The organism is Klebsiella sp. GG_Kp173, assembly GCF_040062415.1.
GTDB classification, from domain to species: domain Bacteria; phylum Pseudomonadota; class Gammaproteobacteria; order Enterobacterales; family Enterobacteriaceae; genus Klebsiella; species Klebsiella quasipneumoniae.
In genome coordinates, this window is record NZ_JBEAFZ010000001.1 from 23433 (window position 1) to 39034 (window position 15602).

At 59.2% G+C, this 15602-nt stretch carries 15 protein-coding genes; 7 read left to right on the forward strand and 8 right to left on the reverse strand.

Features of this window, described 5'->3' with window-relative positions:
* Nucleotide 1: 1 nt before the first annotated feature.
* Both nqrF and nqrM read left to right on the forward strand, forming a co-directional pair.
* Nucleotides 2-1225 carry an NADH:ubiquinone reductase (Na(+)-transporting) subunit F gene (gene nqrF / locus ABLU50_RS00130; protein WP_004204637.1) on the forward strand — a complete coding sequence of 408 codons (1224 nt, stop codon included), beginning with the start codon at nucleotides 2-4 and terminating at the stop codon, nucleotides 1223-1225.
* Nucleotides 1226-1227: 2 nt separating this feature from the next.
* Entirely contained in the window at nucleotides 1228-1443 is a 216-nt protein-coding gene (gene nqrM, locus ABLU50_RS00135) for a (Na+)-NQR maturation NqrM (RefSeq protein WP_004204638.1), read from the forward strand.
* A 147-nt stretch (nucleotides 1444-1590) separates the two neighbouring features.
* Here the strand turns inward: nqrM and ABLU50_RS00140 are convergent, their stop codons facing one another.
* Nucleotides 1591-2451 (reverse strand): glycerophosphodiester phosphodiesterase family protein, encoded by an 861-nt coding sequence (locus ABLU50_RS00140; protein ID WP_065903443.1) that lies wholly within the window; start codon nucleotides 2449-2451, stop codon nucleotides 1591-1593.
* 159 nt (nucleotides 2452-2610) lie between these two features.
* Between ABLU50_RS00140 and dinB the strand changes: the two genes are divergently transcribed.
* Both dinB and ABLU50_RS00150 read left to right on the forward strand, forming a co-directional pair.
* Nucleotides 2611-3666 carry a DNA polymerase IV gene (gene dinB / locus ABLU50_RS00145; RefSeq protein WP_004204641.1) on the forward strand — a complete coding sequence of 352 codons (1056 nt, stop codon included), beginning with the start codon at nucleotides 2611-2613 and terminating at the stop codon, nucleotides 3664-3666.
* A gap of 2 nt (nucleotides 3667-3668) precedes the next feature.
* Nucleotides 3669-4115: a GNAT family N-acetyltransferase gene (locus ABLU50_RS00150; RefSeq protein ID WP_065903446.1), complete on the forward strand. Its 447-nt coding sequence runs from the start codon at nucleotides 3669-3671 to the stop codon at nucleotides 4113-4115.
* Nucleotides 4116-4163: 48 nt separating this feature from the next.
* On the opposite strand, the gene pepD is transcribed toward ABLU50_RS00150, so the two are convergent.
* Nucleotides 4164-5621: a cytosol nonspecific dipeptidase gene (gene pepD, locus ABLU50_RS00155; protein WP_065878128.1), complete on the reverse strand. Its 1458-nt coding sequence runs from the start codon at nucleotides 5619-5621 to the stop codon at nucleotides 4164-4166.
* A gap of 257 nt (nucleotides 5622-5878) precedes the next feature.
* Between pepD and gpt the strand changes: the two genes are divergently transcribed.
* The 3 genes from gpt to crl all read left to right on the forward strand — a co-directional run bounded on the left by gpt (nucleotide 5879) and on the right by crl (nucleotide 8143).
* Entirely contained in the window at nucleotides 5879-6337 is a 459-nt protein-coding gene (gpt, locus tag ABLU50_RS00160) for a xanthine phosphoribosyltransferase (protein WP_002889733.1), read from the forward strand.
* A 105-nt stretch (nucleotides 6338-6442) separates the two neighbouring features.
* Complete coding sequence (gene frsA, locus ABLU50_RS00165) at nucleotides 6443-7687, forward strand: esterase FrsA (protein ID WP_042937964.1); 1245 nt, start codon at nucleotides 6443-6445, stop codon at nucleotides 7685-7687.
* A 57-nt stretch (nucleotides 7688-7744) separates the two neighbouring features.
* Complete coding sequence (gene crl, locus ABLU50_RS00170; RefSeq protein WP_002889793.1) at nucleotides 7745-8143, forward strand: sigma factor-binding protein Crl; 399 nt, start codon at nucleotides 7745-7747, stop codon at nucleotides 8141-8143.
* A gap of 97 nt (nucleotides 8144-8240) precedes the next feature.
* On the opposite strand, the gene csiR is transcribed toward crl, so the two are convergent.
* The 6 genes from csiR to glaH all read right to left on the reverse strand — a co-directional run bounded on the left by csiR (nucleotide 8241) and on the right by glaH (nucleotide 15556).
* A complete protein-coding gene (csiR, locus tag ABLU50_RS00175) occupies nucleotides 8241-8933 on the reverse strand; it encodes a DNA-binding transcriptional regulator CsiR (protein ID WP_064794568.1) in 693 nt (230 codons plus the stop codon).
* A 45-nt stretch (nucleotides 8934-8978) separates the two neighbouring features.
* The gene (gene gabP / locus ABLU50_RS00180; protein ID WP_064794585.1) at nucleotides 8979-10379 is read right to left on the reverse strand and encodes a GABA permease; all 1401 of its coding nucleotides are present in this window, start codon (nucleotides 10377-10379) and stop codon (nucleotides 8979-8981) included.
* A gap of 135 nt (nucleotides 10380-10514) precedes the next feature.
* Entirely contained in the window at nucleotides 10515-11798 is a 1284-nt protein-coding gene (gene gabT / locus ABLU50_RS00185) for a 4-aminobutyrate--2-oxoglutarate transaminase (RefSeq protein WP_043521478.1), read from the reverse strand.
* Between the two features lie 12 nt (nucleotides 11799-11810).
* Nucleotides 11811-13259 (reverse strand): NADP-dependent succinate-semialdehyde dehydrogenase, encoded by a 1449-nt coding sequence (gabD, locus tag ABLU50_RS00190; protein ID WP_043521477.1) that lies wholly within the window; start codon nucleotides 13257-13259, stop codon nucleotides 11811-11813.
* 23 nt (nucleotides 13260-13282) lie between these two features.
* Nucleotides 13283-14551 carry an L-2-hydroxyglutarate oxidase gene (gene lhgO / locus ABLU50_RS00195; protein ID WP_017901317.1) on the reverse strand — a complete coding sequence of 423 codons (1269 nt, stop codon included), beginning with the start codon at nucleotides 14549-14551 and terminating at the stop codon, nucleotides 13283-13285.
* 27 nt (nucleotides 14552-14578) lie between these two features.
* Nucleotides 14579-15556 carry a glutarate dioxygenase GlaH gene (gene glaH / locus ABLU50_RS00200; RefSeq protein ID WP_025999352.1) on the reverse strand — a complete coding sequence of 326 codons (978 nt, stop codon included), beginning with the start codon at nucleotides 15554-15556 and terminating at the stop codon, nucleotides 14579-14581.
* Nucleotides 15557-15602 lie beyond the last annotated feature (46 nt).

Here is a 15602-nt window from a genome sequence, read left to right on the forward strand (position 1 = left end):
TATGGAAATTATTCTTGGCGTCGTGATGTTCACGCTGATTGTGCTGGTGCTATCGGGGCTTATCCTGGCAGCGCGCTCAAAGCTGGTGAACGCGGGCGACGTGGTTATTGAGATCAATAACGAAGCGGATAAGCAGATCCGCACCCCGGCGGGGGATAAGCTGCTGAACACACTGTCGAGCAACGGGATTTTTGTCTCCTCCGCCTGCGGCGGCGGCGGCTCCTGCGGCCAGTGTCGGGTGACTATTAAAGAGGGTGGCGGCGATATCCTGCCGACCGAGCTTTCGCATATTACCAAACGTGAAGCCAAAGCCGGCTGCCGTCTGGCCTGCCAGGTCGCGGTGAAGCAGAACATGAAGATTGAGCTACCGGAGGAAATCTTCGGTGTGAAAAAATGGGAGTGTGAAGTTATCTCCAATGATAACAAAGCCACTTTCATTAAAGAGCTCAAGCTGCGGATCCCGGAGGGGGAGGTGGTGCCGTTCCGCGCGGGGGGCTATATTCAGATCGAATGCCCGCCGCATAAAGTGGCCTATGCTGACTTCGATGTTCCGGATGAATACCGCTCGGACTGGGACAAGTTCAACCTGTTCCGCTACGTCTCCGAGGTGAAAGAGCCGACCCTGCGCGCCTACTCGATGGCTAACTATCCGGAAGAGAAGGGTATCATTATGCTCAACGTGCGCATTGCGACGCCGCCGCCGAAGGTGCCGGATGCCCCGCCGGGGATCATGTCGTCCTATATCTGGTCGCTGAAGCCGGGTGATAAGGTGACGATTTCCGGGCCGTTCGGCGAGTTCTTTGCCAAAGAAACCGACGCCGAGATGGTGTTTATCGGCGGCGGCGCCGGGATGGCGCCGATGCGTTCGCATATTTTCGACCAGCTCAAGCGCCTGCACAGCACACGCAAAATCAGCTTCTGGTACGGAGCGCGCTCGCTGCGCGAGATGTTCTACGATGATGAGTTTGAACAGCTGGCGCGGGATAACCCGAACTTTACCTTCCACGTCGCGCTCTCCGATCCCCTGCCGGAAGATAACTGGACGGGGCATACCGGCTTTATCCATAACGTTCTGTACGAGAACTATCTGCGCGATCACCCGGCGCCGGAAGACTGCGAGTTCTACATGTGCGGGCCGCCGGTAATGAATGCCGCGGTGATTAAGATGCTGAAGGATCTGGGCGTCGAGGACGAGAATATTCTGCTCGACGACTTTGGAGGCTGACGATGCTGACGGTGTTTGTCGCAACCTTTGTGATTTTTGCGCTGGTGATCCTCGGGATGTCGCTGGGCTACCTGGTGAAGCGCAAGAGCATTCAGGGAAGCTGCGGCGGGATCTCCTCGCTGGGGCTGGAGAAAGTCTGCGACTGTCCTGAGCCCTGCGACGCGCGTAAGAAACGTCTCGCCCGAGAGGCGCAGCGCCAGCAGCGGCGCATTTTGTAATCTTTGGCCATTTTGGCCCGGAGGCGCTGCGCTTGCCGGGCCTGCTGCTTCGGTTTTGTAGGCCGGGAAAGGCGTCAGCCGCCACCCGGCAACAACATGCCAGCAACGTGAGGCCGCTTTCGCGGCCTTTTTTCTCCCTTTGCGCCCTTACTGCCAGCTTTTCGCCTGCGCCGGGGAATCAACCATCACGCCGTCAGCGCCCAGCGCCTTCGCCGTACGGTAATCTTCCGCACTGTTGATGCCGAAGAAGATAATGTGCGCTTTGCCCTGCGAGCGGAAGCAATCCATCGCCTCTTTATCCCAGGTGAGCGTCGCCGGGGAGATCCCTTCCCCAAGGGTGAATTTCTCCACCACCTCTACCTTGCGCTTCAGCTCCAGCCCATACCACTGTTCGCCTTCGCGCTGGCTGGCAGGCTGGCACTGATGGCTGAGCGAAATACTGGCGAGCCTGGTGCGGGTTTCGCTACGGGTGACGAAGCGGGGAATAGCCGGCGGCAGCGCGGCGATATAGCGGTCTTCGGTGGAATAGACCCGTACGCGATTGAGGCTGTGCGTGGCTTTTAACACCGCAAGCAGGCGCTCGCCCATCACGGTCGGGTCGGCATCCGGAGATTTAATGTCGATGTAGAAAAACGTGTGCGGCCATTGCTGCAAAACGGCTTGCAGCGTGGGAATGGTGGCCTGCTTGCCGCGCCAGGGGTGGCTGTCATCACCCCATTTCCAGCCGGCATCGACTTTCGCCAGCTCGGCGGCGGTCAAACTGGAAACTTTGCCCTTGCTATTGGTCAATGTGGAAAGATCGCTTGACCGGTAGAGCACCGGCACGCCGTCGCGGCTTAACTGCACGGTGACCCAAATGGCCTCAGCGTTATTCTCCAGCGCCAGCTTGATCGCTGGCAGGGTATTTTCCGGCGCATCGCCGGTGCCGCCGCGGTGGGCAATCAGCTGTGGGTCTGCCCAGGCGCTGGCGGTGGCCAGCAGGCAAAGTGCGGTAAGTATTTTCTTCATGATTACACCTTCCAGACTCATCGGTTAACTTTATGAAAATAAACATAATTCATTGCATTTTTATGTTTTTACCGCTTTTTTAGCCGATGAAATAAAAAAAGCATCAAATTCGCAGCGAGTTTTGCTATGCTGTATGGGTATACAGTGTTGAGTCTGACGATGCGTAAAATTATCCATGTCGATATGGACTGTTTCTTTGCGGCGGTGGAGATGCGCGACAACCCGGCGTTGCGCGATATCCCCCTCGCAATAGGCGGCAGTCGGGTACAGCGTGGCGTGATTAGTACCGCGAACTATCCTGCGCGCAAGTTTGGCGTGCGCAGCGCTATGCCGACGGCGACAGCGCTCAAGCTGTGCCCGCATCTCACACTGCTTCCCGGCCGCTTCGATGCCTACAAAGAAGCCTCGAACCATATCCGCGAAATTTTCTCCCGCTACACCTCGCGCATTGAGCCGCTGTCGCTGGATGAAGCCTATCTTGACGTCAGCGACAGCGTGCATTGTCACGGGTCGGCCACCCTGATAGCCCAGGAGATCCGCGAAACCATTGAACGGGAGCTGCGCCTCACCGCCTCGGCGGGGGTCGCGCCGGTAAAGTTTCTTGCCAAAATCGCCTCTGACATGAATAAACCCAACGGCCAGTTCGTTATCGCTCCCCATCAGGTGGCTGAGTTTGTGCGGGCGCTGCCGCTGGCGAAAATACCCGGCGTCGGGAAGGTATCGGCAGCGAAGCTGGAAAATATGGGCCTGCGTACCTGTGGCGATGTGCAGAACAGCGATCTGGCCATGCTGCTTAAGCGCTTCGGTAAATTTGGCCGTATTTTGTGGGAGCGCAGCCACGGGATTGATGAGCGGGAAATCCATAACGACCGGCAGCGCAAGTCGGTGGGCGTGGAGCGCACCCTGGCGGAAGATATTCACGAATGGCCGGAGTGCGAAGCGATAATCGAAAACCTCTACCCGGAGCTGGAGCGCCGGCTGGCGAAGGTTAAACCGGACCTGCTGATCGCCCGTCAGGGGATTAAACTGAAATTCAATGACTTCCAGCTGACCACCCAGGAGCACGTCTGGCCGCGGCTGAACAAAGCGGATCTGATTGCCACCGCGCACAAGGCCTGGGATGAGCGCCGTGGCGGACGTGGCGTGCGTCTGGTTGGGCTCCACGTAACGCTGCTCGATCCGCAGCTGGAAAGACAGCTTTTATTAGGGATTTAACCATGCACATTCGCCCTTACCGCGACAGCGATTTGCCACTGCTCTGCCAGATCTTTCTGCGCGCGGTGCGGGAAACGGCCAGCCGGGACTATACCCCGGCGCAGATTGCGGCCTGGGCGCAGGTGGATGAGACGCGCTGGCGGCAAAAGCTGGCTGATTCAATCGGGCTGGTGGCGGAAGTAGAGCATCAACCGGTTGGCTTTATCACCGCCATCGGGACGCATATCGATTTACTCTTCGTCTCGCCGGATCATGGCCGGCAGGGTATTGGCGGCGCGCTTATCGAGGCGCTCTGCGCTCAGTATCCTGCGCAAATCCTGACGGTGGACGCCAGCATTACGGCGAAACCCTGTTTTACAGCCCATGGCTTTAAGGTGGTGGCTGAGCAGCGGGTAGCGGCGCGCGGAGAGTGGTTTATTAACTACCGGATGGAAAGCGCGGGTCGCTAAGGTGAGGCGGGTGAAAAACCGGCGGCGGACTGCCGCCGGTGGTAGTGCTTATTTAGCCGGAATGGCTTTCAGCAGCTCGGTCAGCAGCGTCCAGTACTGGCCGACGCTTTCGATATGTACCTGCTCATCCGGAGAGTGTGGACCAGTAATGGTCGGCCCGATGGAGACCATGTCCATTTCCGGATACGGTTTTTTGAACAGGCCGCATTCCAGACCGGCGTGGATGATCTGGATGTTCGGCGTCTTGTTGAACAGACGCTGATAGGTCTCGCGCACCAGGTGCATCACCGGCGAATTGGCGTCCGGTTGCCAGCCAGGGTAAGCGCCTTTGGCTTCGGTTTTCGCCCCCGCCAGCTTACCCAGAGAATCCAGCATGCTGACCACGTAGTCTTTGCCGCTGTCGATCAGCGAGCGGATCAGGCAGTGGATCTGTACGTTGTCATCGGTCATGGTGACGACGCCGACGTTCAGCGAAGTTTCCACTACGCCTTTCGCCACGTCAGAGTTGCGGATAACCCCGTTCGGCGTGGCGTTCAGCAGACGGATGAAAGTGTCGCGGGAAGCCTGAGTCAGCGCCGCTTTGTCGTTATCGACCGCTTCCAGGAGCACCACCAGGTTCTTCTCTTTGGCCTCCAGCTCGTTTTTCAGCAGCGCCTGGTAAGTATTCACCAGCGCTTTCAGCGCATCGGCTTTATCCGCGGCGACGGCGACAGTAGCGTAAGCTTCACGCGGGATGGCGTTGCGCAACGTGCCGCCGTTGAAATCGACCAGACGCAGATCCAGCTCATCGGCGTGGCCGGCGAGGAAGCGCGACAGCAGCTTGTTGGCGTTACCCAGACCAAGGTGAATATCACCGCCGGAGTGGCCGCCTTTCAGCCCTTTTAAGGTGACTTTAAAGCTCTGGAACCCGGCCGGAATCGCTTCGCGGGTCAGCGCCAGGTTAGAGGTGAAATCGATCCCGCCGGCGCAACCCATGTAGATTTCGCCTTCTTCTTCGGAGTCGGTGTTGATCAGGATATCGGCCTGCAGCCAGTTGGCCTGCAGACCGAAGGCACCGTCCATGCCGGCTTCTTCGGTCATGGTCAGCAGCACTTCCAGCGGGCCGTGAGCGACGCTGTCGTCGGCCAGTACCGCCAGTGCGGACGCCATCCCGATACCGTTGTCCGCGCCCAGCGTGGTGCCGCGCGCTTTCACCCATTCGCCGTCAATGTACGGCTGAATCGGATCTTTGGCGAAGTCGTGGATGGTGTCGTTATTTTTCTGCGGCACCATATCGAGGTGCGCCTGCAGCGCTACCGGCTTACGGTTTTCCATACCGGCAGTCGCGCCTTTACGAATCAGAATGTTGCCAACCTGGTCGCGTTCCGCATGTAAGCCTTTTTCTTTTGCCCAACCCATAATGTGCTCGGCGAGCTGTTCTTCGTGATAGGACGGGTGCGGGATGGAGCAAATCTTGGCAAAAATATCCCAAAGCGGCTGCGGGGATAGTTGAGACAGTTCAGACACGGTAAGTCTCCTTACAGACTCCTGCATACAGCGGTTGCAGGACGAGGGTTAGCGTTAAAATACACAACAAGCCCGGGCTTGCGCGATGGGGTTGAGAATACCACTTTCCACCGCCGCAGGTAGTGTAAACAACGCAAAAAGCGTTGCGCAAACCGCTTAACACTGGTTTTTAGTGCGTCAGATCTCTATAATCTCGCGCAACCATTTTCCCCCTCGAACATTATTTAAGCCGTATTACACAGGCTGGGACACTTCACATGAGCGAAAAATACGTCGTCACCTGGGACATGTTGCAGATTCACGCCCGCAAACTGGCCAGCCGTCTGCTGCCGGTTGAGCAATGGAAAGGCATTATTGCCGTTAGCCGCGGCGGACTGGTACCGGGAGCGTTACTGGCGCGTGAACTGGGCATTCGTCATGTTGATACCGTATGCATCTCCAGCTACGACCATGATAACCAGCGCGAGCTGAAAGTGCTGAAACGTGCGGAAGGCGATGGCGAAGGCTTTATTGTTATCGACGATCTGGTGGATACCGGCGGGACCGCTGTGGCGATCCGCGAAATGTATCCCAAAGCGCACTTTGTCACCATTTTCGCCAAACCGGCAGGCCGTCCGCTGGTTGATGATTACGTGGTTGATATTCCGCAGGATACCTGGATTGAACAGCCGTGGGATATGGGCGTGGTGTTTGTACCGCCTATCGCAGGTCGTTAATTCTTCAGGACAGTGCTATTTACCACGCCCGGCTTGCCGGGCGTGGTTTTTTTTATCCTTTAGCAGGTTACAATATCCGGAGTGGCACTACGACGGAGACTGCACATGTCACAGGCTAACCTTAGCGAAACGCTGTTTAAACCTCGCTTCAAACATCCAGAAACCTCTACGCTGGTGCGCCGGTTTTCTGCCGGAAAACCCCAGGCGATGCAGTCAGCGCTGAGCGGCAATCACGTCGATCACTGGTACCGTCTGATCAATCGCTTAATGTGGATCTGGCGCGGCGTAACCCCGCAGGAGATCCTCGATGTGCAAGCGCGCATTGTGATGAGCGAGGCCGAACGAACCGATCCCGAGCTGTTCGATACCGTTATCGGCTATCGCGGCGGCAACTGGATTTTTGAGTGGGCGAAAGAAGCCATGCAGTGGCAGCAAAAGGCCGGGCAGGAAGCCGATCCTTTGCTGAGCGGCCGCCACTGGCTGCATGCTTCGAACTTGTACAGCATTGCCGCTTATCCGCATATCAAAGGCGATGAGCTGGCGGAACAGGCGCAGGCTTTAGCCAACCGGGCGTATGAAGAGGCCGCCCAGCGACTGCCTGGCGCCCTGCGCGAGCTGGAGTTTACTATCCCTGGCGGCTCGCCGATAACCGGCTTTTTGCATATGCCGAAAGGCGAGGGGCCGTTTCCGACGGTGCTGATGTGCGGGGGGCTGGACTCGCTGCAGACCGATTATTACAACCTGTATGAAAACTACTTCTCACCGCTCGGCATTGCCATGCTGACCCTTGATATGCCCTCCATCGGCTTCTCATCAAAATGGACGCTGAATCAGGACACCAGCCTGCTGCATCAGCACGCGCTGCGCCATCTGGAAAATGTGCCGTGGATTGACCATACCCGAGTCGCCGCCTTCGGCTTCCGCTTTGGCGCCAATATCGCGGTGCGTCTCGGTTACCTGGAGCCGCAGCGGCTGAAGGCCGTAGCCTGTCTGGGGCCGGTGGTCCACGGTCTGCTGGTGGATCCCCTGCATCAGGGGCGCGTGCCGGAGATGTATCTCGACGTGCTGGCCTCGCGGCTGGGCATGCATGACGCATCCGATGAAGCGCTGCGCGTGGAGCTCAATCGCTATTCGCTCAAAACCCAGGGACTGCTGGGGCGCCGTTGCCCGACGCCGATGCTCTCCGGCTTCTGGAAGGATGATCCGTTCAGCCCTGAAGAGGAGTCGCGGTTAATCACCTCGTCATCTGCCGATGGCAAACTGCTGGAGATCCCGTTTAACCCGGTGTATCGCAATTTTGATCACGCATTGCGACAGATCGCCCGCTGGATCAATCATAGATTTGGTTAATTTATTGCTAAATTCTATTGGTTTGGTAAAACAGTTGCATCACTAAAGGAGATCGCAATGACGTTACCGAGTGGACACCTGAAAAGTAAGTTGATCAAGAAATTCACGGCGCTAGGGCCTTACATTCGCGAAGAGCAGTGCCATGACAACCGTTTCTTTTTCGATTGCCTGGCAGTTTGCGTCAATGTTAAGCCCGCGCCGGAGAAGCGTGAATTCTGGGGCTGGTGGATGGAAATGGAAGCACAAGAGTCACGTTTCACCTATAGCTACCAGTTTGGTCTGTTCAATAAAGAAGGGTCATGGCAGGCGGTCGACATTGACGACCCGGAAGTGAGCGACAGACTGGAAAAAACGCTGCGCGAATTTCACGAGCGCGCGGCAGCGCTGCTGACCACGTTTAATCTGAAGCTGGAACCGGCCGACGATTTCAGCGAGCCGGTTCGTCTGCGGGCTTGATTGATCTACGGATACGATTTCTCCACGCCCGTGCGGCGTGGAGGAGCGTGACGAAGACGTTGCCGCCATACCCCTACGCTCAACCCCGCCATCTGACTCACACTACCTGCGGCTGCAGCTTGCCGGCCATCGCCTGCTGAATAATCGGGATCGGAGTCAGTAAGTGCTCGCGCATCAGCGCGCTGGCCTGTTCAGCGTCGCGCGCCAGAATAGCGTCCACCAGAGTCTGATGCTGGACATGCTTATCTTCCAGCATCTCCACCGACAGCACAGTGGTGCGCAGCCAGATGAAGCGGTAGCGGGCCGCCAGGTCGAACAGCCGTTCGCGCATCTGCAGCAGATACTGCGAACCGCAGCCGGCGACGATGGCGGTGTGAAATGCCTGATGGCGCTGGTCCCATTCATCGAGTAAGTGCTCACTCGCTTCGCACGACTCCAGCTTGTTGAGCAGATGGGCGCGAGCCAGCAGCTCGGCTTCCCACTCATCGCCGCCGCGCTCAATGGCGAGGCGCACCAGCATGGCTTCCATGTTGGCGCGCGCGTCGAAGATATCGAGAAGCTCCTGTTCCGACATGGGCGCTACCCGATAGCCTTTCTGATTGACCACCGTCACCAGCCGCTCGGCCACCAGCTGCGAAAGCGCCTCGCGCAGCGGACCGACCCCCAGGGCATAGCGCGAGGTCAACAGGCTCATCCGCAGCTTCTCATCGGGTTGGTAGACCCCGCGGATGATGTCGTTTTTTAACCAACGGTATCCGTCAATGGCCGTCGCTTGGGGAATGGCGGTCATGTTCTTACTCCTGAATACTCTTCCCGGCGGGCGCCGGGAAGAGGGTTAACGCGTATTTTGCAGCGGCAGTTTTTGCCACAATACCAGCTTTTTCCAGCGCGACATAATCGGTACCGTACAAATAATTCCCAATGCTAACAGGCCGGTAGAGAGCACCTCCAGCTGCTGCGCCGGACGGAACAGCATCACCACCAACACGAAGGTGATAAAGGCGATCACCAGCCAGGTCAGGTACGGATAGAGCCACATTCTGAGACGGATCTCGCCACCTTGCGCCTGAAGGATTTTACGCATCCGCAGTTGCGAAACGGCGATCACCAGATAGACCAGCAGAGCGATGGCGCCGGAGCTGTCGATGAGGAATTTAAACACCTTGGCAGGCGCGTAGTAGTTCACCACCACGGTGAGGAATGCCGCGCCGGTGGAGAGGAGCACCGCCACGTACGGCGTTTTGCTGCGGTTGGTCCGGCCCATGATGGCCGGCGCATCGCCGCGGCGGCTCAGGGAGTAGAGCATCCGCGAAGCGGTATACAGCGCCGAGTTCAGACAGCTGGTGACCGACAGGAGGATCACGCCGTCCATAATCAGCTTGGCATAGGGAATATGCAGCAGCTCGAGCACCGAGCGGTAGGAGCCGATGCTCTTCAGCCCCGGCATATTCCACGGGATGAGGGCGACGACGATAAAGATCGAGCACAGATAAAAAATAGAGATACGCCAGATCACCGAGTTGGTGGCGCGCACGATATGTTTATCCGGAGTATCTGATTCGGCGGCGGCAATGGTGACAATCTCCGCGCCCATAAACGAGAACATGGTGATCAGCATCGCGCTGAGCACCGCGCCGAAGCCGTTGGGCATAAAGCCGCCGTGATCCCACAGCCGCGAAATGCCGCTCACCTCGGCATAGGGATAAAAACCGGTAATGGCGACCGCGCCCAGTACGATAAACGCCAGAATAGCGACCACTTTGCACAGCGCCAGCCAGAACTCGAATTCGCCGTAGTTTTTGACGCTCAGCAGGTTACTGCCGGTGAGGGCGAGGGTGATGACCAGGGAGAACAACCACACCGGGACGCCCGGCACCCATGAATGCAAAATAATCGCCGCGATATTGGCTTCCAGCGGAATAACCAGGACCCAAAACCACCAGTACAGCCAGCCGATGGTATACCCCGCCCAGCGGCCGATGGCTTTATCAGCATAGGTGGAAAAGGAGCCGGTATCCGGCGTGGCGACCGCCATTTCGGCCAGCATACGCATAATCATCACCACCAGCAGCCCGGCAAACAGATAGGCCAGCAGCACCGCCGGGCCCGCCTCGGCAATGGCGACGCTGGATCCGACAAATAAACTCGCGCCGATCACCCCGGCGATAGATAACATTGTGACGTGGCGCGACTTCAGTCCCGCCCCTAAATCCTGTGATTGCGACAGTTGCCCCATCATTTACCCTCTCGAAGTGTGTCACCTGGGAGAGCGCCCCGACATTCCCGCGCCGGGGCACGCGTATAATTATTGTTTTGCAGGTCTCGTCTTCATTCCCTTACTAACGTACTTCGTGTCCGCATATCTGTTGTTTTATGCCTGTTTCGCCTCGGTAAAGCAGTCGGCGATGATCTTCAGCCCCTGCTCGATCTGCGCCTCTTCGATGGTCAGTGGCACCAGGATGCGCAGTACGTTGTAGTACGGCCCGCAGGAGAGCAGGATCAGGCCTTTGTCGCGCGCGCGGGCGACGATATCCGCCGTGAGTCTTGCATTCGGTCTGCTGTGGTCGCCCTCTTCAAACAGCTCGATGGCGATCATCGCTCCCAGACCGCGGACATCGCCGATCTCCGGATGATTTTCAGCGATCGCCAGCAGGCCCTGGCGCAGGGTATCGCCGAGCTGGTTGGCTTTTTCCAGCAGGTTTTCCTGCTCGAAAATCTGCAATACCGCCAGGGCGGCGGCGCAGGCGATGGGGTTGCCAGCGTAGGTGCCGCCCAGTCCGCCGGGGGCGATGGCGTCCATCACTTCCGCGCGGCCGGTGACGCCCGCCAGCGGGAAACCGCCGGCGATGGATTTGGCGAAGGTGGTGATATCCGCCGCGACGCCCATCTGCTCCATGGCGAACAGGGTACCGGTGCGGCCCGCGCCGCTCTGAACCTCATCGGCGATGAGCATAATGCCGTGCTCGTCGCACAGGGCGCGCAGGCGCTGCATAAAGGCCGGGGAGGCGGCATAGAATCCGCCTTCACCCTGCACCGGCTCGATAATGATGGCGGCGATATCTTCCGGCGCGGCATCGTTTTTGAAGATGCGATGGATGCTGGCGATCGCCTCGTCATCGCTGACGCCGTGCAGCGCGCACGGGTAGAGGGCGCGATAGACGTGGCCCGGCATTAAGCCCATACCGGCGGAGTAAGGATTCACTTTACCGGTCAGCGACAGGGTGTAGTGGGTACGGCCGTGATAGGCGCCGGTGAAGGCGATAGCGCCGCTGCGCCCGGTTGCCGCGCGGGCGATCTTCACCGCGTTCTCCACCGCTTCCGACCCGGTGGTGACCAGCAGGGTTTTCTTGGCGAAATCACCTGGCACCTTCTGGTTCATCTTTTCGCACAGCGCCAGGTAGGGCTCGTAGGCCAGCACCTGGAAGCAGGTATGGGACAGCTTTTTCAGCTGGTCCTCCACGGCGGCGACAATCTGCGGATGCAGGTGGCCGGTATTGAGCACCGCGATACCGCCGGCAAAATCGAGATATTCCCGCCCTTCGACGTCCCACACCCGGCAGTTCTCCGCGCGCTCGGCGAAGATAGGATGGATCTGGCCGACGCCGCGCGGGACCGCGTCGCTGCGACGCGCCATTAATGCTTTATTGCTGTTCATCCGACACTCCTGTTAAAGGCCAATACACATGTATTTGATTTCTAAGTAGTCTTCGATACCGTACTTCGACCCTTCGCGGCCGAGGCCGGAGGCCTTAACGCCGCCGAACGGAGCGACTTCGGTGGAGATAATGCCGGTATTGATGCCGATGATGCCGTACTCCAGCGCTTCGCCGACGCGGAAAACGCGGCTCAGATCGCGGGCGTAGAAATAGGCGGCGAGGCCGAACTCGGTATCGTTGGCCTGGGCAATGACGTCGGCTTCATCTTTAAAGCGGAACAGCGGGGCCAGCGGGCCGAAGGTCTCCTCTTTCGCCACTTTGGCGCTGTCGGGAACGTTGACCAGGATGGTCGGCTGGAAGAAGTTGCCGCCCAGGGCGTGCGGTTTGCCGCCGGTGACCACCTTCGCGCCTTTGGCGATGGCGTCGGCAATGTGTTCTTCAACTTTGGCGACGGCTTTCTCGTCGATCAGCGGGCCGGTGGTGACCCCGTCCTGCAGGCCGTCGCCAATGCGCAGTTTTTCCACCGCCTGCTGCAGCTTCTCGGCGAAACGTTCATATACCCCGTCCTGGACGTACAGGCGGTTGGCGCAAACGCAGGTCTGCCCGGCGTTGCGGAACTTCGACGCCAGCGCCCCCTCGACGGCTTTGTCGAGGTCGGCATCGTCGAAGACGATAAACGGCGCGTTGCCGCCCAGCTCCAGGGAGACTTTTTTGATGTCTTTCGCGCACTGCTCCATCAGCTGGCGGCCAATCTCGGTCGAGCCGGTAAAGGAGAGCTTGCGCACCAGCGGGTTACTGGTCAGTTCGCCGCCGACCGCGCCGGCTGAGCCGGTGACCACGTTGAACACCCCGGCGGGGATCCCGGCGCGATTCGCCAGTTCGGCCAGCGCCAGCGCAGAAAACGGCGTCTGGCTGGCCGGTTTCAGGACCATGGTGCAGCCCGCAGCCAGCGCCGGGCCCGCTTTGCGGGTGATCATCGCCGCCGGGAAGTTCCACGGGGTGATGGCGGCGGTAACGCCGATGGGCTGCTTAATCACCAGCAGGCGCTTGTCGGCCTGGTGGCCAGGAATGGTGTCGCCGTAAATGCGCTTACCTTCTTCGGCGAACCACTCAATAAAGGAGGCGGCGTAGCTGATTTCACCTTTGGCTTCCGCCAGCGGTTTCCCCTGCTCGAGGGTCATCAGACGAGCGAGATCGTCCTGATTCTCCATCATAAGATCGAACCAGCGGCGCAGAATGTTCGCCCGCTCTTTGGCGGTGAGGGCACGCCAGGCGGGAAGGGCGCGGTTAGCGGCCTCGATCGCTTGTCGGGTTTCGTCGGCGCCCATTTTCGGCACGCTGCCGAGCTGCTCGCCGTTGGCCGGGTTGGTCACCGCAATCACGTCGCCGTTGGGCGCATCGCGCCACTGACCATCAATCAGCGCCTGCTGGCGAAACAGAGTCATATCGTTGAGTTGCATAATCGCTTCCTGTCTTCAGGGGGTTAACGGGTAAAAGCGGCGTGTAGTGTCTCCACGCTACGTGCCGCACGCAGCGTGCGTCCGGGATTGCTCTGGCTGGCCAGCAGGGTCTGCACCTTGCTGACGATATGCGCGCCGATCGGGATAGCCGACGTCGCCGCCGGCGACGGCGCGTTACAGGTGTGAATGGAACGCGCGGTGGTGACAAAGAGAAAATCGTCGATCAGTTTGCCCTGCGGCGACACCGCCTGCGCCCGCACGCCGGCCGGCCACGGGCGTAAATCGCTGAGCGTCAGGCTCGGGCAGTATTTCTGCACCAGCCGCAGATAGCCGCTTCTGCACAGCGAATTCTTCATTTCGCCCAGTCCGGAGCGCAGGTTGTTTTGCAGCACCCGGCGGATGCCGGGCGAGGTGAGGATCTCCAGGGTATCGGCCAGCGAGATATCACGCTTGCGATAGCCTTCGCGCTTCAGGGCCAGCACGGCGTTGGGGCCGACGGTGACGCTGCCGTCGATCATGCGGGTCAGGTGGACGCCGAGGAACGGCATCGCCGGATCGGGGATCGGATAGATCAGATGGTTGACGATCTGATTGTGCTGCGGGGCAAGCTGGAAATACTCCCCGCGGAACGGGCAGATGATAAACCCGGGATCGACGCCGAGCATTTTCACCAGCCGATCGGCCATCAGCCCGGAGCAGGTAATCAGCGTCGAGGCCTCATACTCACCGCCCTGACGGGTACGGATCACCACGCCGCTGGCGTGTTCTTTCAGGGCGCTGACTTCGGCATTGTAGACGATGGCGCCGCCTTTCGATTCGAAGTTCTTCGCCATCGCCGCCGCCACGTCGCGGTAGCTGACGATGCCGCTGGAAGGGACGAAGATCCCGCCGAGCCCGCTGATGTTCGGTTCGCGCTCGCGTAGCTCCCCGGCGCTTAGCCACTCGCGCTGCAGGCCGTTGGCGGCGGTGCGATCCCACAAGGCTCGCATCCGCTCCATCTCCAGCGGCGAGGTGGCGACCAGCATCTTGCCGCAGACGTCATAGCGGATGCCGTTCTGCTCGCAAAAGGCCTTGGTAGCGCGGTTGCCGGCGAGGCAAAACTGCGCCTTGAGGCTGCCGGGGGTGTAATACACCCCGGCGTGGATCACGCCGCTGTTGTGGCCGGTCTGATGGCAGGCCGGGCCGGACTCTTTTTCCAGCAGCGCAATGCGGGCGTCCGGGTAAATCTCAATTAACTGCATGGCGGTCGACATGCCGATGATGCCGCCGCCGATAATCACGAAATCATACATCCGCTCAATTCCTTCGCCTGAAAACCCTTATTGATGAGTCTGGTAATGATTCGTGGAATACGCAAAGTAGCCGCGCTGGCGCATCAGCTCGCGGCGCAGGTCCGGGTGCGGCGTAAAGCGGTCGCGGCCGTGCAGCCAGAACAGGTTGTTAATCAACAGAAATTTGCCTACCGGCACCGGTATAGAAAGAATGTTTTTGCTGGTCTCCAGCGCGTCGGAGAGGCGGCTCAGCCAGGTGCCTTCTTCGAAATCTTTCGGCTGGACGAACTGGTCGATATAGCGCATCACCGGGCGACCCAGCTGGTCGACGTCGAACACCGGGTGGAAAACATCTTTGCTGACGTTTTTGCTCGGCGGCGCGGCCCAGCGCATCGGGCGGCGGGCGAGCGGGTCGCGGAAGAATTCGTCGAGGTGCTCCCAGTCGTCGAGATGCAGCAGCAGGGAATTGCCGCCCTGCATGTTCTGCTCGTCGATCTTCATCATCAGCACGTAGTCGGTTTGCTCTTCGACGTAGGTACCGTCGTTGTGCAGCTCCATCACCCGGTGCGGCTGGCGCAGGTAGCTGTCGGAATTATCGACGTTTTTCACCACGAAGCGGGCGTAATACTGGCCGCTCATGGCGTCGAAGTTGGAACGGCCAATCAGGTGGGCGACGGCGGTGGCCAGCTTGACCATCTCTTCGGCCTGGCTGACGTTATCGATCCCTTCGCCGTTGATCAGCAGCGCGCCTTCCGCGCGATCGAGCAATGTTTTGATCAGCAGCGGCTGCAGCTGGTTGCCGCACAGATCGTCGAGGATCTTGCCCACCTGGAAGCGTAAGAAAGATTTGTACTCCAGCGCCTGCACCGGCCACTGCGCGACCTGCTGCAGAAACTGGGTGGTGGTGTCCGCGGAAAAGGTGAGCTCCAGCAGGCGCGGCGACTGGGCGGAAGGGGAGACGGTAAAGCCAGGGTATTGCTGGGCTAACGGCGCGGGTGTCGGTTTTACTGCGGTCAGGGCGTTCATCAGGATCGTTCCTCGCTGTAAGGTCAGGGTGATGTTCATTTCGTAG